16 protein-coding genes are annotated in these 24,364 nt (G+C 72.4%); 7 read left to right on the top strand and 9 right to left on the bottom strand.

Annotated elements, in window-relative coordinates; genetic code table 11:
• The first annotated feature begins 4 nt into the window (after positions 1 to 4).
• Genes tal through gnd form a run of 5 tightly spaced genes read left to right on the top strand, consistent with a single transcriptional unit; the run spans position 5 to position 6,258 of the window.
• Positions 5 to 1,159: a transaldolase gene (gene tal / locus ACIREE_RS10225; protein WP_404149025.1), complete on the top strand. Its 1,155-nt coding sequence runs from the start codon at positions 5 to 7 to the stop codon at positions 1,157 to 1,159.
• Positions 1,156 to 2,688: a glucose-6-phosphate dehydrogenase gene (zwf, locus tag ACIREE_RS10220; RefSeq protein ID WP_404149022.1), complete on the top strand. Its 1,533-nt coding sequence runs from the start codon at positions 1,156 to 1,158 to the stop codon at positions 2,686 to 2,688. Before tal ends, zwf begins: the two co-directional genes overlap by 4 nt.
• Positions 2,685 to 3,716 (top strand): glucose-6-phosphate dehydrogenase assembly protein OpcA, encoded by a 1,032-nt coding sequence (gene opcA / locus ACIREE_RS10215; RefSeq protein ID WP_404149019.1) that lies wholly within the window; start codon positions 2,685 to 2,687, stop codon positions 3,714 to 3,716. The genes zwf and opcA overlap by 4 nt, the downstream gene beginning before the upstream one ends.
• Positions 3,709 to 5,367 (top strand): glucose-6-phosphate isomerase, encoded by a 1,659-nt coding sequence (gene pgi, locus ACIREE_RS10210; protein WP_404149016.1) that lies wholly within the window; start codon positions 3,709 to 3,711, stop codon positions 5,365 to 5,367. The genes opcA and pgi overlap by 8 nt, the downstream gene beginning before the upstream one ends.
• A gap of 6 nt (positions 5,368 to 5,373) precedes the next feature.
• Positions 5,374 to 6,258 (top strand): phosphogluconate dehydrogenase (NAD(+)-dependent, decarboxylating), encoded by an 885-nt coding sequence (gnd, locus tag ACIREE_RS10205; RefSeq protein ID WP_404149013.1) that lies wholly within the window; start codon positions 5,374 to 5,376, stop codon positions 6,256 to 6,258.
• A gap of 84 nt (positions 6,259 to 6,342) precedes the next feature.
• Here gnd and ACIREE_RS10200 read toward each other — a convergent pair whose 3' ends face one another.
• The 9 genes from ACIREE_RS10200 to ACIREE_RS10160 all read right to left on the bottom strand — a co-directional run bounded on the left by ACIREE_RS10200 (position 6,343) and on the right by ACIREE_RS10160 (position 21,384).
• On the bottom strand, positions 6,343 to 7,935 hold the full coding sequence (locus ACIREE_RS10200) for an ABC transporter substrate-binding protein (protein WP_404149010.1): 1,593 nt from the start codon (positions 7,933 to 7,935) through the stop codon (positions 6,343 to 6,345).
• A 121-nt stretch (positions 7,936 to 8,056) separates the two neighbouring features.
• On the bottom strand, positions 8,057 to 9,736 hold the full coding sequence (locus tag ACIREE_RS10195) for a PucR family transcriptional regulator (RefSeq protein ID WP_404149008.1): 1,680 nt from the start codon (positions 9,734 to 9,736) through the stop codon (positions 8,057 to 8,059).
• Positions 9,737 to 9,854: 118 nt separating this feature from the next.
• Positions 9,855 to 10,961, bottom strand: coding sequence for an o-succinylbenzoate synthase (menC, locus tag ACIREE_RS10190; protein ID WP_404149005.1), 1,107 nt, complete (start codon positions 10,959 to 10,961; stop codon positions 9,855 to 9,857).
• The gene (locus ACIREE_RS10185) at positions 10,958 to 11,983 is read right to left on the bottom strand and encodes a GNAT family N-acetyltransferase (RefSeq protein WP_404149002.1); all 1,026 of its coding nucleotides are present in this window, start codon (positions 11,981 to 11,983) and stop codon (positions 10,958 to 10,960) included. The genes menC and ACIREE_RS10185 overlap by 4 nt, the downstream gene beginning before the upstream one ends.
• A 1-nt stretch (position 11,984) precedes the next feature.
• Positions 11,985 to 15,347 (bottom strand): serine hydrolase, encoded by a 3,363-nt coding sequence (locus tag ACIREE_RS10180; RefSeq protein WP_404148999.1) that lies wholly within the window; start codon positions 15,345 to 15,347, stop codon positions 11,985 to 11,987.
• Between the two features lie 57 nt (positions 15,348 to 15,404).
• Positions 15,405 to 16,403 carry an ABC transporter ATP-binding protein gene (locus ACIREE_RS10175; RefSeq protein WP_404148996.1) on the bottom strand — a complete coding sequence of 333 codons (999 nt, stop codon included), beginning with the start codon at positions 16,401 to 16,403 and terminating at the stop codon, positions 15,405 to 15,407.
• Positions 16,396 to 18,330 carry a dipeptide/oligopeptide/nickel ABC transporter permease/ATP-binding protein gene (locus ACIREE_RS10170; RefSeq protein ID WP_404148993.1) on the bottom strand — a complete coding sequence of 645 codons (1,935 nt, stop codon included), beginning with the start codon at positions 18,328 to 18,330 and terminating at the stop codon, positions 16,396 to 16,398. The genes ACIREE_RS10175 and ACIREE_RS10170 overlap by 8 nt, the downstream gene beginning before the upstream one ends.
• A 4-nt stretch (positions 18,331 to 18,334) precedes the next feature.
• Positions 18,335 to 19,339 (bottom strand): ABC transporter permease, encoded by a 1,005-nt coding sequence (locus tag ACIREE_RS10165; protein WP_404148990.1) that lies wholly within the window; start codon positions 19,337 to 19,339, stop codon positions 18,335 to 18,337.
• A 155-nt stretch (positions 19,340 to 19,494) separates the two neighbouring features.
• Positions 19,495 to 21,384: a serine/threonine-protein kinase gene (locus ACIREE_RS10160; protein WP_404148987.1), complete on the bottom strand. Its 1,890-nt coding sequence runs from the start codon at positions 21,382 to 21,384 to the stop codon at positions 19,495 to 19,497.
• Between the two features lie 274 nt (positions 21,385 to 21,658).
• Between ACIREE_RS10160 and ACIREE_RS10155 the strand changes: the two genes are divergently transcribed.
• Positions 21,659 to 22,516: an ROK family protein gene (locus tag ACIREE_RS10155; RefSeq protein ID WP_404148985.1), complete on the top strand. Its 858-nt coding sequence runs from the start codon at positions 21,659 to 21,661 to the stop codon at positions 22,514 to 22,516.
• Between the two features lie 150 nt (positions 22,517 to 22,666).
• A complete protein-coding gene (locus ACIREE_RS10150) occupies positions 22,667 to 24,352 on the top strand; it encodes an ABC transporter substrate-binding protein (protein WP_404148982.1) in 1,686 nt (561 codons plus the stop codon).
• Positions 24,353 to 24,364 lie beyond the last annotated feature (12 nt).

Here is a 24,364-nt window from a genome sequence, read left to right as displayed (position 1 = left end):
GAAGATGAAGCAGAACATGAGCAACGCCACCGGCACCCCCTCGACGGCGCCCCTCGCCGCCCTCTCCGACGAAGGCGTTTCCATCTGGCTGGACGACCTGTCCCGCAAGCGCATCGAGTCCGGCAACCTCGCCGAGCTCATCGAGAAGAGCCACGTCGTGGGCGTCACCACGAACCCGTCGATCTTCCAGGCCGCCATCGGCTCCGGCGAGGGCTACGAGGACCAGCTCGCCGACCTGGCCGTCCGCAAGGTCACCGTCGAGGAGGCCGTGCGCATGATGACCACGGCCGACGTCCGCGCCGCCGCCGACATCCTGCGTCCCGTGTACGACGCGACGCAGGGCCGTGACGGCCGCGTCTCGATCGAGGTCGACCCGCGCCTGGCCCACGAGACCGACGCCACCATCGCCGAGGCCAAGCAGCTGGCCTGGCTCGTCGACCGCCCCAACGTCATGATCAAGATCCCGGCGACGCAGGCGGGCCTGCCGGCCATCACCGAGGTCATCGGCCTCGGTATCTCCGTCAACGTCACGCTGATCTTCTCCCTCGACCGCTACAAGGCCGTCATGGACGCCTACCTCGCGGGCCTGGAGAAGGCGCACGAGCGGGGCATCGACCTCGCCGGCATCCACTCGGTCGCCTCCTTCTTCGTCTCGCGCGTCGACGCCGAGATCGACAAGCGCCTCGACAAGGTCGGCACGGACGAGGCCCTCTCGGTGAAGGGCAAGGCCGCGCTCGCCAACGCCCGGCTCGCCTACGAGGCCTTCGAGCAGGTCTTCGCCGGTGAGCGCGCCGCCAAGCTGGCGGCCGCCGGCGCCAACAAGCAGCGCCCCCTGTGGGCCTCGACCGGCGTCAAGGACCCGGCGTACAAGGACACCCTGTACGTCGACGAGCTGGCCGCCCCGGGCACCGTCAACACCATGCCGGAGGCCACCCTGAAGGCCACCGCCGACCACGGCGACATCCACGGCGACGCCGTCACCGGCACCTACGACGCCTCGCGCGCCGAGATCGCCGCCGTCGAGAAGCTCGGCATCTCCTACGACGAGGTCGTCCAGCAGCTCGAGGACGAGGCCGTCGCCAAGTTCGAGGCCGCCTGGAACGACCTGCTCGGCACGGTGGCCGGCCGCCTCGCCGGCAAGGACGGTGCCGCCAAGTGAGCGTCACCGCTTGGCAGAACCCGCTGAGGGACCCGCGCGACCGGCGTCTGCCGCGCGTCGCGGGCCCCTCCGGGCTCGTCATCTTCGGCGTCACCGGCGACCTGTCCCGCAAGAAGCTGATGCCGGCCGTCTACGACCTGGCCAACCGCGGGCTGCTCCCGCCGGGCTTCTCGCTCCTCGGGTTCGCCCGCCGCGAGTGGGAGGACCAGGACTTCGCCCAGGTCGTCCACGACTCGGTGCGCGAGCACGCCCGTACCCCCTTCCGTGAAGAGGTCTGGGCCCAGCTCGCCGAGGGCATGCGCTTCATCCCGGGCGACTTCGACGACGACACCGCGTTCAAGCAGCTGCGGGACGCCGTCGACGAGCTGGACGAGAAGCGCGGCACGAGCGGCAACTACGCCTTCTACCTCTCGGTGCCGCCGAAGTTCTTCCCCAAGGTCGTCCAGCAGCTCAAGAAGCACGGCCTCGCCGACGCCCCCGAGGGCTCCTGGCGGCGCGCCGTCATCGAGAAGCCCTTCGGCCGCGACACGGAGTCGGCCAAGGACCTGAACGCGATCGTGCACGAGGTGTTCGCCCCGGACCAGGTGTTCCGGATCGACCACTACCTCGGCAAGGAGACCGTCCAGAACATCCTGGCCCTGCGCTTCGCCAACCAGATGTACGAGCCCATCTGGAACCGGTCGTACGTCGACCACATCCAGATCACGATGGCCGAGGACATCGGCATCGGCGGCCGCGCCGGTTACTACGACGGCATCGGCGCAGCCCGCGACGTCATCCAGAACCACCTGCTCCAGCTGCTCGCCCTCACCGCGATGGAGGAGCCGGCCGCGTTCGACGCCGAGGCGCTCGTCACGGAGAAGCTCAAGGTCCTGAAGTCCGTACGGCTCCCCGCCGACCCGGCGGAGTCCACCGTGCGGGCCCAGTACGCCGCGGGCTGGCAGGGCGGCGAGCGGGTGAAGGGCTACCTCCAGGAAGACGGCATCGACCCCGCGTCGAAGACCGACACCTACGCCGCCGTGAAGCTGGAGATCGACAACCGGCGCTGGGCCGGTGTCCCGTTCTACCTGCGCACGGGCAAGCGCCTGGGCCGCCGCGTCACCGAGATCGCCGTCGTCTTCCAGCGCGCCCCGCACTCCCCGTTCGATTCCACGGCCACCGAAGAACTCGGCCAGAACGCGATCGTCATCCGCGTTCAGCCCGATGAGGGCATGACCGTACGCTTCGGATCGAAGGTCCCGGGTACCTCGATGGAGATCAGGGACGTGTCCATGGACTTCGCGTACGGCGAGTCGTTCACGGAGTCCAGCCCGGAAGCGTACGAACGGCTCATCCTGGACGTCCTGCTGGGTGACGCCAACCTCTTCCCGCGCACGGAGGAGGTCGAGGAGTCCTGGCGCATCCTCGACCCCATCGAGGAGCACTGGGACGAGCACGGCAAGCCCGCCCGGTACGCCTCGGGAAGCTGGGGCCCGAAGGAAGCGGACGAGATGCTCGCACGAGACGGACGGAGCTGGCGCAGGCCATGAAGATCGATCTGACCGACACCACGGCAAGCAAGGTCAACAAGGCGCTCGTCGAAGGGCGCCGCGCCATCGGCACGCCGGCCGTGGGCATGGTCCTCACGATGGTGATCGTCACCGACGAGGAGAACGCGTACGACTCGATCAAGGCCGCAGAGGAGGCGTCCCGCGAGCACCCCTCGCGCACCCTCGTCGTCATCCGGCGCACCGCCCGCACCCCGCGCGACCGGCAGGGCAACCGCCTCGACGCGGAGGTCAGGGTCGGCTCCGACGCGGGCACCGGCGAGACCGTGATCCTGCGCATGTACGGCGAGGTCAGCAAGCACGCCGACTCGGTCGTCCTGCCGCTGCTGCTGCCCGACGCCCCGGTGGTCGTGTGGTGGCCGGTGGACGCGCCGGACGAGCCGGCCAAGGACCCGCTGGGCGCGCTCGCCGCCCGCCGGATCACCGACCTGTACGCCGACGAGGACCCGCTGGACGCCCTCGACCGGCGTGCCGCTTCCTACGCGCCGGGCGACACCGACCTGGCCTGGACCCGGCTCACGCCGTGGCGCTCCATGCTGGCCGCCGCCCTCGACCAGGCCCGCGCCGACATCGTCTCCGCGGCCGTCGAGGCCGAGGCCGAGAACCCCAGCGCCGAACTGCTCGCCCGCTGGCTCGGCACCCGCCTCGGGGTCCCGGTCGAGCGCGTCACCACGGACGGCCCCGTCGTCACCGCGGTGCGCCTCGGCACGGCGAACGGCGAGATCCGGATCGACCGCCCCGACGGCCCGCTCGCCACCCTGTCCCTGCCCGGCCAGCCCCAGCGCACCCTCGCCCTGAAGGTCCGCTCGACCGCCGAGCTGATCGCCGAGGAGCTCCGCCGCCTCGACGCCGACGAGATGTACGCCGTCGCCCTGCACGGGGACGTCGCGAGCCCTTCCGGCAAGCAGGCCGCGCAGCCCACCAAGGCAGCGCAGCCCGCGAAGGCCGGTAAGACCGCGCAGCCCACGAAGACCGCGAAGGCTTCCAAGGAGTCCGCTGAAGATGCCTGACACCACCCCCCTGTTGACGCGCCGCCCGCAGTGGACCGCCCTGGAGGACCACCGCGCGAAGTTCAACGGCACGCACCTGCGTGAGCTGTTCGCCACCGACCCGGGCCGCGCCGGGCGGTACACCGTCCAGGTCGGCGACCTGCACATCGACTACTCCAAGCACCTGGTCACGGACGAGACGCTCGCCCTGCTCCAGGAACTGGCCACCGCCACCGACGTGTTCGGGCAGCGCGACGCCATGTTCCGCGGCGAGAAGATCAACACGACCGAGGACCGCGCCGTGCTGCACACCGCGCTGCGCGCCCCGGCCGGCGCCGTCATCGAGGTGGACGGCGAGAACGTCGTACCGAAGGTGCACGCCGTCCTCGACAAGATGGCCGCCTTCGCCGACAAGGTCCGCTCCGGCGCGTGGACCGGCCACACCGGCAAGCGCATCAAGAACGTCGTCAACATCGGCATCGGCGGCTCCGACCTCGGCCCCGCGATGGCCTACGAGGCGCTGCGCCCGTACACCGCACGGGAGTTGACGTTCCGCTTCGTGTCGAACGTCGACGGCGCCGACCTGCACGAGGCCGTCCGCGACCTCGACCCGGCCGAGACGCTGTTCATCGTCGCCTCGAAGACGTTCACCACGATCGAGACGATCACCAACGCCACGGCGGCCCGCAGCTGGCTGCTGGCGACACTCGGTGACGACGCCGCCGTCGCGAAGCACTTCGTGGCGCTGTCCACGAACGCCGAGAAGGTCTCCGACTTCGGCATCGACACGGCCAACATGTTCGAGTTCTGGGACTGGGTCGGCGGCCGCTACTCCTTCGACTCGGCCATCGGCCTGTCCCTGATGATCGCCGTAGGACCGGCCGCGTTCCGTGACCTCCTCGACGGCTTCCACCTCGTCGACGAGCACTTCCGCACGGCCCCCGCCGAGGCCAACGCGCCGCTGCTGCTCAGCCTGTTGGGCGTCTGGTACGGCAACTTCCACGGCGCCCAGTCGCACGCGGTGCTGCCGTACTCGCACTACCTCTCCAAGTTCACCGCGTACCTCCAGCAGCTCGACATGGAGTCCAACGGCAAGTCCGTGGACCGCCAGGGCCGCCCGGTGGAGTGGCAGACGGGCCCGGTCGTCTGGGGCACGCCCGGCACCAACGGCCAGCACGCCTACTACCAACTCATCCACCAGGGCACGAAGTTGATCCCGGCGGACCTGATCGGCTTCGCCAAGCCGGTCGAGGAGCTCGGTGAACTGGCGGGCCAGCACGACCTGTTGATGGCCAACCTGTTCGCGCAAGGCCAGGCTCTCGCCTTCGGCAAGACCGCCGACGAGGTGCGCGCCGAGGGCACCGCCGACGAGCAGGTCGCCCACCGCACGTTCAAGGGCAACCACCCCACGACGACCATCCTCGCCACCGAGCTGACCCCGTCGGTCCTCGGCCAGCTCATCGCCCTCTACGAGCAGAAGGTCTTCGTCCAGGGCGCGATCTGGAACATCGACTCGTTCGACCAGTGGGGCGTCGAGCTCGGCAAGGTCCTTGCCAAGCGCGTCGAACCCGCCCTCACCGAAGGCGCGGAGGTCCCCGGCCTCGACGCCTCCACCCAGTCCCTGGTCACCACCTACCGCGCCCTGCGCGGCCGCACCACCGAAGGTAAGTGAACTGATATGCAGCTCGGTCTTATTGGTCTCGGCAAAATGGGCGGCAACATGCGCGAGCGCATCCGCCGCGCCGGCCACACCGTCATCGGCTACGACCGCAACCCCGAGGTCTCCGACGTCGCCTCGCTCGCCGAGCTCGTCGAGAAGCTCGAAGGCCCGCGCGTGGTCTGGGTGATGGTCCCCGCGGGCGCCGCCACCCAGTCGACCGTCGACGAGCTCAAGGAGCTGCTCTCCGAGGGCGACATCGTCGTCGACGGCGGCAACTCCCGCTGGACCGACGACGAGAAGCACGCCACGGAGCTGGGCATCAAGGGCATCGGCTTCGTCGACGCCGGTGTCTCCGGCGGCGTCTGGGGCCTGGAGAACGGTTACGCCCTGATGGTCGGCGGCACCGACGAGAACGTCGCCAAGGTCAAGCCGGTCTTCGACGCCCTCAAGCCCGAAGGCGACTTCGGCTACGTCCACGCGGGCAAGGTCGGCGCGGGCCACTTCTCCAAGATGGTCCACAACGGCATCGAGTACGCCATGATGCAGGCCTACGCCGAGGGCTGGGAGCTGCTGGAGGCCGCCGACTCGGTGACCGACGTGCGCGAGGTCTTCCGCTCGTGGCAGGAGGGCACGGTCATCCGTTCCTGGCTGCTCGACCTGGCCGTCAACGCCCTGGACGACGACGAGCACCTCGGCAAGCTGCGCGGCTTCGCCGCCGACTCCGGCGAGGGCCGCTGGACCGTCGAGGCGGCCATCGACCACTCCGTGCCGCTGCCCGCGATCACGGCCTCCCTCTTCGCGCGCTTCGCGTCCCGCCAGGACGACTCGCCGCAGATGAAGATGATCGCCGCGCTGCGCAACCAGTTCGGCGGCCACGCGGTCGAGTCCGTCAAGGAGCACTGAGAAACGACTGAAGCGGCCCCGGCTCCGGCCGGGGCCGCTTCGGCGTTCAGCCGTACCTCCGTATCTCAGCCGTACCTCCGTATCTCAGCCGTACATCCGGATCGTCGACGGTGTGATGCTCGCCAGGCTCAGCTGGAAGCGGGCCGCGGACCCGAACACCGGGATCACCGCGTCGACGAACGGCACGACGTCCACGTTCCCGACGAGCGCGGCCTCGGCGTCGCGCCACGCCGCGCAGCCCGCGGAGCCGGTCAGCCGCCCGGCCTTGTCGGCCAGGGACTCGTACTTCTTGTTGGCGATGCCCGAGAAGTTCGTACCGTCGGGCGGCGTGGGACCCGAGACGAACGGCCTGATCTGCGACGGCAGCCCCACGGCCACCGGGAGCAGCAGCGCGTCCCAGGAGCCCGCGCCGGACAGGATCTGGCTGATGCCCGCGTTGTCGACGCCCTTCAGCGTCACCTTCGCCCCGACGCTCTGCCACGCCTTCTGGACGAGCTCGGCGCCCGCGGCCGCCGTCGTCCCGATGGACGTGGCGTAGCCGAAGGTGAGGGTGAGGCGCTTGCCGTTCCTGGCCCGGACGCCGTCCGCTCCCACCCGCCAACCCGCCTTGTCCAGTGCCGACTTGGCCGCCGCCAGATCGTGCTCGGGCAGGGCCCCGGACGCGGAGTCGCCCGGACAGGCCTTCGGCGCGAGGGCCGCCATGCCGCGCGACGGCTTGCCGGTGCCGCTCGTGAGGACCGTGCCGAGCTCGCTCAGATTCAGCGCCTGGGCCAGTGCGCGGCGCACCGGGGCGTCGGCACCCGAGCGGCCCGGCTCCTGGTTGAACCACATTTCGCCGAGCGGCGTCTCGGACGTGGCGGCGAACTGCTTCCTGGCGGTGAGGCGTTGCCGGTCGGGGCCGACCACTTGCGCCGCGTTGAGCTCGCCGGACAGCAGCAGGTTCGCCGAGGTCGTCTCGTTCGCGATGATCCGCACCCGGACCTTGTCGGGCAGCCCCTGCACCTCCTTCTTCCACGCGCCGGGGCCCCATGCGTAGTCCTTGCGCCGGGTCAGCGTGTAGTGGTCGTTCCGCACGGACTCGGTGAGGGTGAACATGCCGGTGCCGTGCCGCCCCTTGGCCAGCGAGGCGCGGTCGGCGAGCCCTTTGCCGCAGGCGATCGGCAGCCCGCCCACGTTGCGCAGCAGGAAGGCGTCCGGCGTCTTCGACGTCACCCGGATCTCTCGCGTGCTCTCGTCGGCCCGCGCCGTGGTCCCCGGGCTGACGTACAGCCCGGCGAGCGGTGACTTGTTCTTCACGTTCCCTACGAAGTCGATGTTCGCGGCGACGTCCTTCGCGGTCAGCGGTGAGCCGTCCGCGCAGGTGATGCCCCGACGCAGCGTGAAGCGGGCGGTCGTGGTGTCGGCCTGCCACTTCTCGGCGAGCCCCGCCGTGGCGCCGCCGCTCCTGTCGAGGTTGATCAGCGGGTCGTAGAGGAACCGGTCGAGCTGGGTGGCGCTCGACAGGACGGTCATGGCCGGGTCCAGGGTGCCCGGGTCGGAGGGGAGTGCCATGGTGAACGTCTTGCCGTCGACCGGGGCCCCCGCGGTCGACGTGCCGCCGCCCTGCGCCCCGCCGCACCCGGCGAGCCCCAGGACGGCGACGCCGACGGCCGCTGTCGCTCTGCGCGCTGAACTCATCCGTGTCTCCCGCGGGTTCGTGTGGTCGATGGCCACAGAGGCTAGGAGGAGTACGGTCACCAGGCTTCGTCCGCGCGCACGAGCCGGGCATCCACGATCCATCGGCCGCGACGAAAAGCGGTCAGAGCCGCGGCCACAACCGGAGTTGGAGCATCGCCGCGAACCGGGCGTCGGCATCGGTGAGGTCGAGGCCGCCGACCTCCGCGAGGCGCCGCAGCCGGTAGCGGAAGGTGTTGGGGTGGACGTGCACGGCTGCGGAGGCGGTCACGACGTCGCCGAACGCGTCGAGCCACGCGCCGAGCGTCTCCACCAGACGGGTGTGGTGCGCCGCGTCGTAGGCGACGATCCTGGCCACCGGGCCCGACGGCGGATCGCCGCGTTCCGCGATCAGGTCGGAGAGTTCGAGCAGCAGCGAGTCGACCAGTACGTCGGAGAGGCGCGCGACAGGGCCGGCGCCCGGCCCGGCCCGCAGGACCCGTAGCGCCCGGTCGGCGCAGGCGCGGGAGAGCGGGAGCGCGGCGACGTCCCGCGCGACGGGCCCCACGCCGGCGAGGAGCAGGTGCCGGTCGCCGACGCGGGCCAGGAACTCGGCCGCCACCCTGGCCGCGCGTTCCTCGGCGTCCGCCTGGTCCGCGGGCACCGGCACGACGCCGTAGACGACGTCCCCGACCAGCGCGGCCGCCGAACGGGGATGCACGGCGCTGAGATGCATCGCGAACGCGTCCGCGATGCGCTGCCGCTCCCCGACGTACCGGGCGTGCCACGCCGCGGAGTCGTCCTCGCCGGGGCGCTCGGCCAGGGCGAGGGCGAGCACCACGCCCGGCTGTTCGGCGAGGCCGAGCCTGGCCACCGCCTCGGCGACTCCGGGGCCCCCTTCGAGCGCGGTGCCGACGAGATCCGCGCGCAGCCGCCGTTCCACGTCGGCGCCGGCCCGCTGCCGCAGCAGATGCAGCGCCACCAGCTTGGCCGCGTCGCCGAGGGCGCGGTCGCGCTCCGCGCTGAGCGGGCCCCGCACCGCAGCCCAGATCGAGCCGAGGATCTCGTCGCCCGCGCGCACCGCGAGCGCCACCCGGGGCAGGCTCACCACAGCGTCGGTGGCGGCGGCACCGGCATCGGCCGCGGCATCGACCAGAGGGTCCACGTACACCGCACGGTCGTTGCGGTACAGGTCCTGGAAGACGCCGCGCTCCTCCATGCTCCGGGTGAACCGCTCCGGTACCTGGCGGCCGAGGATCGTCTCCACCCGGAACGGGTCGGCCTCGTCCTGGCGCCCGGAGAAGGCGAGCACCCGCCAGCTGCGGTCCTCGATGGTGACCGGCGCGTCGAGGAGCGCCGCGATCGCGTTGGCCAGCGCGAACAGATCGCCGGACGGCACCCCGCCCAGCGTCTCCTGGCCCGGCTCGCCGATGTCGCCCTCGGCGATGAGCGAGCGCACCATGGCCGCCAGTTGTGCCCAGGTCGCGCCCCGGGTCAGCCCGAGCAGCGCCACGCCGGACCGGGCGACCGCCTCGGTGACGCCCGCGTCGACGGCCACGGGGGAGCGCACCACGAGGCCCGCCGCACCGTGCTTGCCCAGTGCGTCGAGCAGCTCGGCGATCTGCGCGGGGGTGTGCACGGCGACGCCGAGGACGAGGGCCTGGCGCGGCGGCACCGGTTCGTCCAGGGGGTCGTGGATGACGACCCCGCCGATGTCGTCCGCGCGGTCGGGGTCACCGAGGACGAGGTCGAGGAGGGTGGAGCCGAGATCGTCCAGGACGCGCCGGAGACTGGCTCGAGGATGGGCGTTCACCGGGATGAGCACGCTTCCTACCGTATGGACGCGAACCGGGCCCGAGTTCGTCGTATGCGCCGAGATCCTAAGCGCCGTTCGTCGCGTACGACAGGGCGCTGGCGCATGCTCCTCGGCCCTGCCTCGTGTCCTACGCCGCGACCCACTCCGTGTCCACGGTCACCTCGGCGAGCGCGTCGGGCAGCGGCTCGACGCCGAGCCCTGGCCCGGTCGGCACCGTCAGATGGCCGTCCGCCAGTGTGAACGGCGCCGTGATGTCGGTGCGGTAGTAGCGGTCGGACGCCGAGGTGTCGCCGGGCAGCGTGAACCCGGGGAGCGCCGCGAGGGCCACGTTCGCGGCCCGGCCGAGGCCGGTCTCCAGCATGCCGCCGCACCACACGGGCACTCCGTGCGCCACGCACACGTCGTGGATGCGGCGGGCCTCCAGGTAGCCGCCGACCCGGCCGGGCTTCACATTGACGACGCTGGTGGCCCCGAGCGCGATCGCGTCGGCGGCCGAGCGGGCCGAGGTGATCGACTCGTCGAGGCAGATCGGCGTACGAATCTGCCGGGCCAGCTCCGCATGGCCGCGGATGTCGTCCTCGGGCAGCGGCTGTTCGACGAGGAGCAGATCGAACGGGTCGAGCCGGGCGAGGTGGCGGGCATCGGCGAGCGTGTACGCGGTGTTGGCGTCGACCTGGAGCAGCACGTCGTCACCGAACCGCTCCCGCACGGCCCGCACCGGGGCCACGTCCCAGCCCGGCTCGATCTTCAGCTTGATCCGCGCGTACCCCGCGTCCAGGTATCCGGCGACCGCGTCGAGGAGTTCCGGCACCGAGTCCATGATCCCGACGGAGACCCCGCACGGGACGCGCTCGTGGACGGCGCCCAGCTCGCGGGCGAGCGGGACGCCCCGCTCGCGCAACTCCGCGTCCAGGAACGCCATTTCGAGGGCGGCCTTGGCCATCAGGTGCCCCTTGAACGGGGCGAGGGCGGGGGCGACGAGGGTCGCGTCGAGCCGGTCGCGGCGGGTCAGCGCGGGGACGAGGAAGCGGCGCAGCACGTCCGCGCAGCCGTCGACGTACTCCGGCGAGTACAGCGGATCGCTCATCGCGACGCACTCGCCCCAGCCCTCGCCGTCGGCGCTCTCGACGCGCAGCAGCAGCGTCTCGCGCACGGTCTGGGTGCCGAACGACGTGCGGAAAGGCGCCACCAGCGGCATCCGGATCCGGCGCAACTCCACTCCGCTGAGCTTCACTTGGCGGCCTTCCTCTCGTGAGCCCCGGAGCCCGGGGAGGTGTCGACGACGTACCAGCCCGACCGGTCGAACCCGGCGATGCGGGCGCCATCGGCGAGCAGCCCGACGAGCGTCTCGCGCAGCGCGCGCCGCCACTCGGCGGCGCACCCCGGGTCCTGGGCGCGCAGGGCCTCGATGTCCTCGGGCACCGCGACCAGGACGATGGGCCCGTCGGTGGAGCCGCGCACCGGACGGCCCTGCGGCGAGACACCGAGGCCGACGACGGCGCCGGGCAGGTCCGCGGCCCGCAGGGCAGGCGTGGGCCCGCCGGAGCACGCCGCCGTGACCTCGGGTGCGTCGAGCAGCCAGCCGACCAGCAGCCGGTCGGTGTCGTCCGAGCCGTTGATCCCGTCGTTCATCGGGCCGTAGAAGTTCGCCAGGTACTCAAGGGGTGCGGCGGCGAGTTTGCCCAGGTTGAAGTAGGCGTTGCGGCGTACCAGCGGATCGAACGTCCAGGAGATCGACGCCACTCCGCGCTGCAACGACCAGGCCCGCTGGTGCACTTTGAGGGCGTAGCCGACGCTGCGTCCCCGCATCCGGGCCGCCACCCCCGCGATGTGGCTGTGCAGCGCCTCGTGCGCGGGCGGCGAGAAGAACCCGACGCAGGCGCCGACGAGTTCGTCACCGTCGAAGGCGCCGCCGACGTAACTGCCCGCCTTGGACAGGGCCCGCAGCAGTTCTGTCGTCACCGGTGGCGTCTTGCCGTCGGGCTGCCAGATCGACTCGTACAGCCGCTGCACCGCCACGAGGTCGGGCAGTGCCTCCAGTTGGCGCACGCTCACCTCTGCGGTGCGGGCGGCGGCGGCCGCCGCGGCCACGGCGCCGTCGACCAGGCCGGCGGGCGGATGGGAAGGACTGGAAAGATCAATCACAGGTGTCATCTTCTTCGCCGTGGGTGCGCAGGTCGTGGTGTGCGCGGACGAGAAGGAGCGCTCCGGCTCGTCCGCGCCGACTGCTCCACCCTCGAAGGTCCGCACGTCCACGTCAGCCGACCTTGGGGTTGGCCCGGCCGCCGAAGTGGACGTACGGCTCACCGGTGGACAGGGTGTAGAACGTCACCGGCGTCCAGGTCCGTGTGCCCGCCTCCCGGCAGACGTACAGATCGTCCTCGATCGGTACGAGGTCGAACTCCTGGGTCGGGGTCGGGGTGAGGCTGGCCAGCGGACCGGTGACGGTGTGCGTCAGCTTCAACCCGCCCTCGGTGTCGGCGATCTCGATGTGCGCGCCGGACCGCTCGTAGACGCCCAGGTGCCGTGCCGCGTCGACGGCCGGCGGCTCGGCGGCCGGGGCGAGGCGCGGCGGCACGGCGACCCCGGCGACCTCCGCGAAGATCTCCGCGAAAAGGTCCTCGTACAGGTCGCCCGCCTTCCCCCCGTTCGTGAGCAGGGTGACCGCGATCCCCTGCTCGGGCAGCAGCCGCAGGAACGCCGACTGGCCGATCGTGTTGCCGTCGTGGCCGATCAGCCGATGCCCGTCCCAGTCGAACCGCATCCAGCCGAGCCCCCACGAGTCGCCCAGCGTGTGCCGGTCGGGCAGGTCCGCCTGGTGTGCGGCCATCGCGGCGGCGGATGCCTCGCTCAGTACGCGGGTGCCGTCGGGCGCGAGGCCGCCGGTCAGGTGCAGCCGGGCGAAACCGAGCACGTCGGCGGCGGCCGCGGTGACCAGACCGGCGGGCCCGGCGGAGCGGGGCAGCCCCCACACCGGCGCCGGAGCGGGCTCGGCGTCGCCCTCGGCGACATGCCCCACGGCGGCCCGGTGCAGCAACGCCTCCTCCGGCAGCGTCACCGCGCGGGACAGGCCGAGCGGGGTGATCAGCCGTTCGCGCAGCGCCTGGTCCCACGTCTTCCCCGTGACCTTCTCGATGATCCGGCCGAGGAGGCTGAACCCCGAGTTGCAGTACGAGAACGTGGCGCCCGGCGGATGGTTCTGCCCGGCCTCTTCGAGCCGGGCGACGTACCGCTCCAGGCAGTCGTCGCCGCGCCCGGTGTCCGTGAAGACGTCCCCGTCGATACCGCTCGTGTGCGTCAGCAGCTGCCGCAGGGTGACCTGCTTCGTCACATCCGGGTCCGAGAGGCGCAGGTCGGGCAGGACGTCGACGACCGGTGCGGCCAGGTCGATGACGCCCTCGTCGACGAGTTGCAGGACCACGGTCGCCGTCCACACCTTCGTGATCGACCCGATCTGGAACAGGGAGTCGTCGGTGGTGGCCACGCCGGTCGCCGCGTTCAGCACCCCGTGCCCCGCGAGGAGCGTGTCGTCGCCCGCGCCGTCGGTGCCGAGCCGCAGGACGCCGAGCGTCGCGCCCGGCACCCGGTGCCGGGCGGCGAGCTGTGCCAGGCGCCGCTGCCAGTGCGCCGTGTCCAGGGCCACCTTGCGCGGGCGCCCCGGCGCACCGGCGTACTCCTCGACCCAGTCCACGACGCGCCGCCCGTAGTCGACGCGGTGCGAGGGCCGCCCCTGAAGCTGGAGCAGGTGCGTACCGCCCGGGTACAGCACGAGCCGGGCCGGGACGCCGCGCGAGCGCAGCGCCTGGAACCACTGCTCGGCCTGACCGACCGGGCAGCGTTCGTCGCTGTCGCCCTGCGCGATCAGGGTCGGTGTGCGCACCTGGCCGACGCGGCTCAGCGGCGACCACTCGGCGTAGCGCCCGGGGATCTCCCAGGGCATGCCGCCGAGTTCGGCGACGGCGAGTTCCCGTCCGGCGTCCGACGTGCCCGCCATGCTGGTCAGGTCGCTGACCACACCGCCCGCGACGGCCGCCGCGAACCGGTCGTCGCGGCCGGTCAGACAGCAGGTCATGAACCCGCCGTAGCTGTAGCCGGTGACCGCGAGGCGGCGCGGGTCGGCGACGCCCTCCGCGACCAGCTGGTCGAGCGGCTCGGTGAAGTCGGCCGCGTCCGCCGTCCCCCAGCCACCGACGACGGCGGTGAGGAACTCCTCGCCGTACCCGTCGCTGCCGCGCGGATTGAGGAGCAGCACGCTCCAGCCGCGCGCCACGAGCTCCTGCTGGTACAGGCGCACGGGGTCGAGCGCCCCGTGCCACGCGTTGTGCGGGCCGCCGTGGATGTCGAGGAGCAGCGGCCCCGCGCCCTGCCGTGCCGGGTCGCGCATCAGCCAGCCGTGCACGACGGTCCCGTCGGAGACGGTGAACTCCCGCTCCTCGCGCACGAACGGCACGGCCTCGCCGGCGCCGTGCGCGGTGCGGACCGTCACCTCGCCCGACGCCGGGTCGACGACGGCTATCTCCCCGTACGAGGTGGCGGTGGCGAGGACGATCGCCGCGCGCCCGCCGCCCGCCGACAGACCCGATATCTGCTGCGATCCGCCCCCGACGAGCAGGCGCGGCGCGCCGCCCGTCAGGTCGACGGCGTACAGGTGCGTGTGCCCGCGGTCGCGCAGGCAGCAGAGCACCCCGCGCCCGTCGTCGGTGAGCTGCGGCAGCCCGCCCGGGTAGCCGGGGCCGCCGGGCATCAGGCTGCGGTCGAGGACGCCTGTGAGGTCGGTGCTCGCGCCGCCGTCCAGCGGGACCCGCACGAGCCGGGTGAGACCCGCGTCGAACCGCGCGGAGCGGGCGACGAGCAGCGCCTGCCCGTCAGCGGTCCACCTCGCCGCCGATACGAGGCCGTCGGCCGCGCCGACGAGGACCGGCTCGGCGTGGCGCGGCGCGACCTCGACGACGTACGCCGCGCTGCACAGCGTCAGGTCCGCGTCGGCGTCGCGCGCCGCGCAGAACGCGAGGCGGGCGCCGTCCGGCGACCAGCTGGGTCCGCCCGCGTGCCAGTCGCCGTGGGTGAGCTGCCGCACGCGCCGGCCGGCGAGGTCCAGCACATGGACGTGGTTGCGCAGGGTGCGCAGCAGGCCCGAGCCGTCCCTCTTGTAGTCGAGCCGGTCCGTGACGACCGGCGCTTCGGCCCGCAGCGCAGGGGCGGCCCGGTCCTCGCCGTCCGTCGCTTCGAGGTCGACAGCGGCGGTGAACGCGAGCGCGCTCCCGTCCGGGCTCCACACGGGGGCGCCCGCGCCGTGCGGCACCGCCGTCAGCCGCTCGGCCTCGCCGCCGTCCGCGGGCAGCAGCCATATCTGAGCGGGACCGCCGTCCTTGGCGCGTAGGAACGCGAGGGAGGTGCCGTCCGGAGACCAGGCGGGCGCGAAGTCGGCGTCACCACGCGTGAGTTGGCGGGCCGGCCGGTCGCCCGCGCTGGCGACGCGCCACAGTGAGCGGACCTCACGGTCGGCGGCCCGGTCGCTGCCGCGCAGCACGTACACGATCTCGGTGCCGTCCGGCGAGATCGCGGGCTGCTCGGGCAGCGCGATGTCGTACAGGTCGTCGATCCGCGGGCGTCGGGTCACGGTGCGGTACCTCTTTCTCGAATGTCCCGGAGGGGGCCGGTCAGGTGAGTGTGGTGCTCATGCGTCAACTCCGTTCGGCTCCAGGGAACCTGGTGGCCCGTCTGCGGGAGCTGAGGGCCCGGCGAAATGGCAGGCGGCCCGGTGCGGGCGCGCCGCCGCGCCGTCCGCCGGGTCCGTCGTGACGCACAGCGTCCGCCCGGCGTGCACCAGGGGCCCCTTCGGGCAGCGCGGATGGTAGCGGCAGCCGCTCGGCGGGTGGTGCGGGTCGCTCGGTTCGGCGTCGGCCACCTCGCGGTCCGCGTCCCCCAGCAGCGAAGTGTGCCAGGACGGGGCAGCGGCCAACAGGTCGCGGGTGTACGGGTGTTGCGGGTCCGCGAGGACCTGCTCGGTGGGGCCCGCCTCCACGACGCGGCCGAGATACATGACGGCGACGAGATCACTGACGTAGCGGACGACGGCGAGGTTGTGCGAGATGAAGAGCATGGACAGGTTCAGCCGGCGCTGCACGTCCCGCAGCAGGTTGAGTACCGCGCCCTGCACGGACACGTCGAGGGCCGAGGTGACCTCGTCGGCGATCACCACCTCGGGCTGCCCCGCCAACGCCCGTGCGAGCGCCACCCGTTGACGCTGCCCACCGGAGAGCAGGGCGGGCCGCAGCGCCGCCCGGTCCGGGTCGAGACCGACCAGTTCGAGCAGCCGGCCCACCTCGGCGCGCCGGTCGCGGCTGCCGCGCGGCACGGCCTCGGCGATCGACGCGCCGATGCTCATCCGCGGGTCGAGCGAGGAGTACGGGTCCTGGAACACCATCTGCAGCGGGCGGCGTCCACGGCGGGTACGCCGGTTCACGTCCTCCCCGTCGAGCAGCACCCGGCCCCCGCTGAGCGGCGCGAGGCCAACTGCCGCGCGGGCCAGCGTCGACTTGCCCGAGCCCGACTCGCCCACCAGGCCCACCACGTGGCCGGACGGCACTGTCAGGCTGACGCCGTCCACGGCGGTCAGGGCCGAGCGCCCGGTGCCGTAGCGCACGCGCACCTCGTCGAAGACCAGCTCACTCATGTGCCACCTCCGGCAGCTCCACCACGGGCAGATCGTCGTCGACGGCGGCCACGGCTCCGTCCCGCGGATGCCAGCAGGCGACCCGGTGCGCGTCGCCGACGCCGACGTTCGCGAGAACCGGGTCCGCGCCGGCGCACCGCTCGTCCGCGAACGGGCAGCGCGGCGCGAACGCACAGCCGGACAGCACCTCGGCGGGCTCCGGCGGCCGGCCGGGGATCACCGCGAGCGGCGCGTCCCGGTCGGTGTCGAGGGCGGGCACGGCGGCGAGCAGCGCCCGCGTGTACGGGTGGCGGGGCGCGGAACGCAGGTCGGACGTGGGCAGGTCCTCCACCACCCGGCCCGCGTACATGACGAGGACGCGTTGGCAGGCCCCCGCCACCACGGTGATGTCGTGGCTGATCAGGAGGAGCGCCGACCCGTCGCTCTCGCGCACCCGGGTGAGGAGCCGCAGCACCTGCCGCTGCACGGTCACGTCGAGGGCGGTGGTCGGCTCGTCGGCGACGACGAGCCGAGGGTCGCCCATCAACCCCATCCCGATCATGGCCCGTTGCCGCATGCCGCCGGAGAACTCGTGCGGGTACTGCCGGGCCCGCCGCGCCGCCGCCGGCACCCGCACCGCGCGCAGCCGGTCCACGGCCCGCGCGTGCGCCGCGCCGCGCGAGAGGCCCTGGTGCTCCTCGGCGACCTCGGCGAGCTGGCGGCCGATCCGCCGGGTCGGATTGAACGAGGTCATCGGGTCCTGGAACACCATCGCGAGAGACGTACCCAGCAGCCTCCGCGCCTGCCGTTCAGGGGTGTCGAGCAGCGGCGTACCGAGGAACTCGAGACGGTCCGCCGTGACCACGCCGGGCCGCTCGATCAGCTGCGAGACGGCAAGGGCGGTGAGGCTCTTGCCCGATCCCGACTCACCGACCACACCCACCGATTCGCCCGCGCCCACGGTGAAGCTCACGCCGCGCACCGGCGTCGTCCAGCCGCCGGTGCCGGGGAAGGCGACGCGCAGGTTCTCCACGACGAGTACCGGGTCACCCGTGACGTCCATCGGCGGCGCCTGCGCGTGCCCCGGGTACGGCGCCCCGGTCGACCGCGGCCGGCCGCGCGCCCCCACCGCCGCCGCCATGGTCTCCCCGAACAGATTGAAGGCGAGGCCCACGATCACGACGGCGGCGCCCGGCGCGAGCGCCGCCGTCGGGTTGACGTAGATCTGGTTGAGGCCCTCGCCGAGCAGCCGCCCCCAGTCGTAGTCGGGTGCCTGGACGCCGAGCCCGAGGAAGGAGAGCCCGGAGAAGGCGAGCAGCGCCATGCCCGCGCCGACCGTGGCGTTCACGATCAGCGGCTCGGCGATGTTGGGCAGGACGTGCCGCACGAGCAGCCGCGCCCGCCCCGCCCCGGCCACCCGCGCCGCCGCCACGAAGTCGCGGCCCGACACCGACGCGGCCAGGGTCTGCGCGAGCCGCGCGAAACCCGGCGCCATCGCGAGCCCGATCGCCAGGACCGCGCCCTTCGCACCGACCCCGAGGATGACCGCGAAGAACAGGGCGAGCAACAGCCCGGGGAAGGCCACCGCGATCCCCACCGTGGACGTCACCAGGCGCCCCGCCCATCGGGGCAGCACGGTGGGCGCGGTGCCCAGGACCGTGCCGATCGCGACCCCGATCAGCGTGGCGAGCACGGCCAGTTCGACCGAGAGCCTGCTCGCCACGAGCACCCGGTAGAGGATGTCGCGGCCCAGGTTGTCGGTGCCCAGCGGATGCGCACCCGACGGCCCCTGCTGGAGGGCGCCGGTGTCCACGACCGACGCCCGGTCGCCCCAGACCAGCGGCGCGAGGACCGCCAGCGCGAGCACGAGGACCAGCAGCGCCGTCGCGCAGCCGCCCACCGGGGTGTGCAGGACGGACAGCCGCCCTCTCGCCTTGCGTACGGGCATCGGTTCAGGCCTCCCGGATCGCGGAACGGGGGTCGAGCAGGGCGAGCGCCACGTCGACCAGGAGATTCACGGACAGCACCCCGATGCCGTAGACGAGGACGACGCCCTGCACCGCGGGATAGTCCTTCTGCTGGATCGACTGGACGATCGTCGAGCCGAGCCCCGGCCAGGCGAAGACGTTCTCGACGAGGACCGTGCCCGCCACAAGGCCGGTGAGGACGAGCCCGCCGAGCGTCAGCGTCGCGGTCAGCGCGTTGGGCAGCGCGTGCCCCGCGTACACCCGGCGGGCGGGGAGCCGCTTGGCCCGCGCCGTGCGCACGAACTCGGCGCCGAGCACCGACAGCATCTCCACGCGCACCATCCGCGCGAGCACCGCCGCGGGCCCGACCGCGAGGGACAGCACCGGCAGGACGTAACTGCCCGCGCCGCTCCGGCCGGCCACCGGGAACCAGCCGAGCCGCACCGCGAACACGGACACCAGGCCCACCGCGAGCAGGAACTCGGGGATCGCCGCCAGGAACACGCTCGTCGACGTGAACGCCAGCTCCCCGCCGCGTCGCCGTCCGCCGCGCGTGAGCACCGCCATCAGCGCGCCCAGCGGCACCGCGATCAGGACGGCGACCACGAACGCGGGCACCGCCAACTGCACCGTCGCGGGCAGCCGGTCACCGATCAGCTCCGACACCGGGGTGCCGCTCGTCATGGAGGTGCCGAAGTCACCGGTGAACAGCGACCCCAAGTAGTGCATGTACTGCACCGGCAGCGGATCGTCGAGCCCGAGCGCCGCCCGCCGGGCCCGCACCAGGTCGGCGGGGGCCGTCGTACCGAGCGCCGCCCGCACCGGATCGCCCGGCACCAGGTGGATCATCAGGAACGCGGCCGTGAGCAGCGCCCACAGCGACAGTGCGAACCGCCCGGCGCGGCGCCGCGCGAACGACACCCACGGGCTCGCGAGTACGTCCGTCAGCGCGCTCGGCGCCGTGGGCCTGACAGCAGCCGGCTCGGTCACGGGCAACGACCTCCGTAGGGCTCCGCGTGGGGACCCGCCGAGTGTCGCGCCGCGTGGGCGGCCGCGTGTTCGTCGCCGTCGACAAGAAGTCGCGCCTCACTGGTGCCCGGCGACGAACGGGCGCGTCATCGGTCCGCCGGTTCGCCGGGCGGCTCCTACGCGGCGTTCCGCCAGACCTTCACGTCGAGCGTCGCGGACGGCGCGGAGCCCGTGCTGCCGCCCCGGTACGTCACGAGCCCCACGTGCCCGGTGCCGCTGGTCACGCACATCTGCTGACCGACCGACAGGTCCTTGACCCAGAGATAGCTCTTGTAGCCCGTCGCGGCCCGGCACGCGTCGAGGCCGCCCTGACGTCCGGCGGGCAGCAGCGCGAGCGAACTACCGGACGTCGTACCCGGGGCGAGGACCGCGCCGGAGCTGTACACGGCGTAGGTGAGGTCCTCGTTCGACCGTCCGTCGTCGGCCTTCGCCCGCACCGGGGCGTCCGCCAGGTACAGGTCGTGGCTCTTGGTCATCACGATGCCGCCGTAGACCGACGCGGCGGGGGCGCGGGACGGCGCGGGCGCGCTCGTGGTGGCCTTCGCGGGAGCGGAGGTAACGGGCACCGGCGGACCCGAAGGGCCGGGCGCGGCAGCCGACTTGGTGGCCTCCTTCTTCTTGGAGACGCTGGGGGAGGGCGACTTCGAGGCCGACGCGGAGGCACTGGCATGGGGCGCCGCCGACCGGCTGTGCGCGGGCGCCTTCGCCGCCTCGTCCGTCTTCTCGTCACCCGGTACGAGCATCAGCGCGACGCCCGCCCCGCAGGCGACCAGCGCGACCGCCGCGGCGGCGAGCAGCCAGACCCGCGAGCGGCCGCCCTTGCCCGTGCGCACGGCGGACGTGCCGGTCTCGGGGCCCGGCCGCGGGCCGCCGTACGCCTGCTGGCCCATCACGAACGGCCCCGGCAGGGAAGCGTGCGAGGCGTGCGAGGCGTGCGAGGGCGCGGCCGGGGGAGGGCCCTGCGCCGCGGGCGGGCCGTACGCGGGGTGGTTCGGCACCGCGCCGGGCTGCTCCTGCGAGAACGCGGCCGGCGGCCCGAACCCGGCTGCCGGAGCCGCGCGGCCGACGTCCGTCGGGGCCGCGCCCACCACCCGGGCGCCCTCCACCCGCGCCGCGATCCCCGCCGCAAGTTCGCCCGGGAGCCACGTTCCCGAGTCGAACCCACGGGTCTCCCGGGCCACTTGGACGGCGCGGAGCACGTCGGCCACGGACGGCCGCTCGGCGGCCGGCTTGCGCAGGCACCGGGCGACCAGGTCCTTGAGTTCGTCGGGGACACGGCCGAGGTCCGGCTCCTCGTGCACGACCCGGTAGAGCACCGCGTGCGGGTCGCCCTCACCGAACGCAGCCCGCCCGGTCGCCGCGAACACAGCGGTCTGGCCCAGCGCGAAGACGTCCGCCGAACCGCTCGCCTCGCCGCCGAGAACCTGCTCGGGCGCCATGTACGCCACGGTGCCGACGGCTGTCCCGCTCTGCGTTATGGAGGTGGTGTCAGCGGCGCGGGCCACCCCGAAGTCGATGACGCGCGGCCCGTCGTCGGCGAGCAGCACGTTCGACGGCTTCAGATCGCGGTGCACGATGCCCGCCGCGTGCACCGCCTGCAGCGCCTCCGCCACTCCGGCGACCAGCCGCAGCACTGTGTCGACGGGCAGCGGGCCGTGCTCGCGCACCGCCTCGGCCAGCGAAGGGCCGGGTACGTAGGCGGTCGCGCACCAGGGCATCGATCCCTCGGTGTCGCTGTCCACGACCGGGGCTGTGTACAACCCGTGCACCCGGCTCGCGGCCGCGACCTCGGCGCGGAACCGGCGCCGGAACTCGGGGTCCTCCGCGAGCTCGGGGCGGATCACCTTCACGGCGACGGCCCGGCCGCCGGGTGTGTACGACAGGTAGACGCGGCCCATGCCGCCGGACCCGATCCGCGCCACCAGGCGGTAGCCGCCCGCTGTCCGCGGGTCGCCGCCCTCCAGCGGCTGGAACCCCGCCGTGCCGGATCCACCGTTCGTCACCACGCCGCACTCCACCCCGTATCCGCTCTGTGGCCCCCATTGCACCACGCGACACCTTGACAGCGGCATTTCGAGAACTGCACCGGCATCAGCCAGGACGACTGGCAGTTCACGAAGATCGCGGCCGGCTTCACCGGCTGACCGGCTCCAACTTCCATATGGATACGGGGACTTACGCGCGGCTTCGGCCGCGCGTACAGTCTCGTGGAACCTCGTTAAGTTACCTAACTTTACCGACGGATCCACTGGCGCTCGCCTCCGACGCGAGGAGCTCCACGTGCCCCCTGCACCCGACCCGGTCCTCCTGGCTCTCGACTTCGGCGGCACCAAGACAGCCCTGACCGTCGCCGACCCGCACGGCAGACGGCTGCGCGACCTCACGGTCGAGACCGCCGCCGAACAAGGCGCCCACGCCGCCCTCAAGCGGGCCGTGGACGCCGCCCGCACCCTCCTCGACGGCCGTGAACCGCAGGCGGTCGGCGTCGCCACGATCGGCATCCCCGGCGCCGAAGGTGTCGCCCTCGCCCCGAACATCTCCGGCTGGGCGGAGCTCGCCCTCGGCCGTGAACTCGCCCTGGCCTTCCCCGAGTCGGAGCTGTGCCTGGCCACCGACGTCAAGGCCGCCGCCCGCTTCGAGCACGCCCACGGTGCCCTCGCCGGCTGCGACCCCGGCCTCTACGTCAACCTCGGCACCGGGCTCGCCGTCGCCCTCGTCACCGGCGGCACGGTCGTCGCCGGGCGGCACGGCGCGTCCGGCGAGATCGGCTACAACCTGCGCTCGGTCCGCGACGTCGGCCGTCCGTCCGCCGACCGGACGCTCCTGGAGGAGGCCGTCAGCGGCAAGGCGCTCGCCCGCGCCGCGGGCGAGGCGCCCCAACTCGGCCCACACAGCGCCGAGTTCATCGACGAGCTGGCCTTCCATCTCGTCAATCTCACCATCGCCGTCGACCCCGAGCGGATCGTCGTCGGCGGCGGCATGGTCCGCTCCTGGGACGCGCTGCACGACAGACTGCGCGCCGCCCTCGACGCGGCGGTCCCGTATCCGCCCTCGCTCGTGCCCGCCGCCCATCCCTACGACGCGCCGCTCCTCGGGGCACTCGCGCTGGCCGTCGAGGCGGCACGCACCAGCACCTGACCCACCAGCACTTGACCCACCAGCACTTGACCCACCAGCACTTGACCCACCAGCACTTGACCCACCAGCACTTGACACACCAGTACCTGACGCAACAAGTACCTGACGCACCAGCACCTGACGCACTCGGCCCACGAAGGGACTGCAGGAATGAGGCCCACGCGCATCCTCGCAACCGCACTCGTTCTCGGGCTCGCCGCGACGGCCTGCTCCGAGACCAAACACGCGGGATCCGACGGCAGCAACGCCTCGGAGAGCAGCGGCCCGAAGAAGAAGGGCGGCACGGTCACCGTCGCCAACACGGCGGGGCAGACCTGGACGTGCAACTTCAACCCGTTCAACCCGGCCGTCTACAACACGTCCATCGGCTTCGTCTACGAGCCCCTGATCTACGTCAACGCGCTCAAGGACCAGGCGGAGACACCGATGCTCGCCAAGAGCTACAAGTGGAACGCCGACAAGACGCGCATCGACTTCAGGATCCGCTCCGGGACGAAGTGGAACGACGGCAAGCCGCTCACCGCCAAGGACGTCGCCTTCACCTTCAACCTGATGAAGCGCGTCCCCTCGACCGACCTCTACGCCCTGTGGACCACCGCCGGGCTGACCTCGGCGACCGCCTCCGGCGACCAGGTCACCCTGAAGTTCAAGCAGGCCGCGCAGCCGTACTTCTACGCCTTCGCCCACCAGGTCGCCATCGTGCCCGAGCACGTCTTCGGCACCGGCGAGGCCGCGAAGCACCCCGACACCTGGGTGGACAAGAAACCCGTCGGCACCGGCCCGTTCGAGGTCGACCCGTGCTCGCCCAACAACATCCAGTACAAGGCCAACCCGGAGTACTGGCAGCAGGGCAAGCCGTACATCCAGAAGGTCGAGTACCCGGCCTACCTCGACAATGGCCCCGCCAACCTCGACCTGGCCAACGGCAAGGCGCAGTGGGGCAGCCAGTTCATCCCCGGCATCAAGCAGTTCTACCTGGACAAGTCGGCCGAGAACCACACCTGGTCGCCGCCCGTCCTGAACGTCGGCATCTACCCGAACCTCGACCCCACCCACAAGATCACCAGCAACCTCAAGGTCCGGCAGGCGATCTCGTACGCCATCGACCGCGACAAGGTGTCGAAGATCGGTGTGGGCGGCCAGGAACCGGTCGCCAACCAGTCGGGCATCGTCACGCCGACCTTCGACAAGTACTACGACAAGGCGGCCGTGGCGAAGGCCGGCTACGACAAGCCGGACCCGGCCCGCGCTAAACAGCTCCTCGCCGACCTCGGTCACTCCCCGTCCAAGCCGCTCAAGCTCAACATCATCACGATCACCGGCTACACCGACTGGGACGCCTCGCTCAACGTCATCAAGCAGAACCTGAAGGCCGTCGGCATCGACCTCACCGTCCAGGACCTCGCGCAGCAGACCATGGTCGGCCGCCTCTACACCGGCGACTACGACCTGGCGTACTACAACCAGCAGACCAGCGGCCCGACCCCGTACTACGAGCTGCGCCAGATGCTGCACTCCGCGAACACCGCGCCGCTCGGCAAGAGCGCCCCCAGCAACTTCGAGCGCTACAAGAACCCCAAGGTCGACCAGCTCCTGAACGACTACGCGTCGGCGAGCGAGACCCAGCAGGTCGACCTCGTCAAGAAGGTCGCCCAGTACATGATCGACGACGTCCCGGTGATCCCCGTGGTGGAGGCGGTGGACTGGTTCCAGTACAACACCAAGGACATCGGCGGCTGGCCCACCGAGGACAACCCGTACGCCCAGCCCGCCGCCTACAACTTCCCCGACACGGGTCAGGTGCTCAGCCGCCTGTACTCCAAGTCGGCCCAGTAGGGCGGTGGATGC

The organism is Streptomyces sp. NPDC102467, assembly GCF_044765445.1.
Taxonomy (GTDB): Bacteria; Actinomycetota; Actinomycetes; order Streptomycetales; family Streptomycetaceae; genus Streptomyces.
The sequence above is the reverse complement of the archived record's forward strand: the minus strand, read 5'-3'. Positions and strand labels throughout refer to the sequence as shown.

Coding starts and splice junctions, on each gene's coding strand:
- tal (WP_404149025.1), top strand. CDS start 5: ATGAAGCAGAACATGAGCAACGCCACCGGCACCCCCTCGACGGCGCCC.
- opcA (WP_404149019.1), top strand. CDS start 2,685: ATGAAGATCGATCTGACCGACACCACGGCAAGCAAGGTCAACAAGGCG.
- pgi (WP_404149016.1), top strand. CDS start 3,709: ATGCCTGACACCACCCCCCTGTTGACGCGCCGCCCGCAGTGGACCGCC.
- gnd (WP_404149013.1), top strand. CDS start 5,374: ATGCAGCTCGGTCTTATTGGTCTCGGCAAAATGGGCGGCAACATGCGC.
- ACIREE_RS10200 (WP_404149010.1), bottom strand. CDS start 7,935: ATGAGTTCAGCGCGCAGAGCGACAGCGGCCGTCGGCGTCGCCGTCCTG.
- ACIREE_RS10175 (WP_404148996.1), bottom strand. CDS start 16,403: ATGAGTGAGCTGGTCTTCGACGAGGTGCGCGTGCGCTACGGCACCGGG.
- ACIREE_RS10170 (WP_404148993.1), bottom strand. CDS start 18,330: ATGCCCGTACGCAAGGCGAGAGGGCGGCTGTCCGTCCTGCACACCCCG.
- ACIREE_RS10150 (WP_404148982.1), top strand. CDS start 22,667: ATGAGGCCCACGCGCATCCTCGCAACCGCACTCGTTCTCGGGCTCGCC.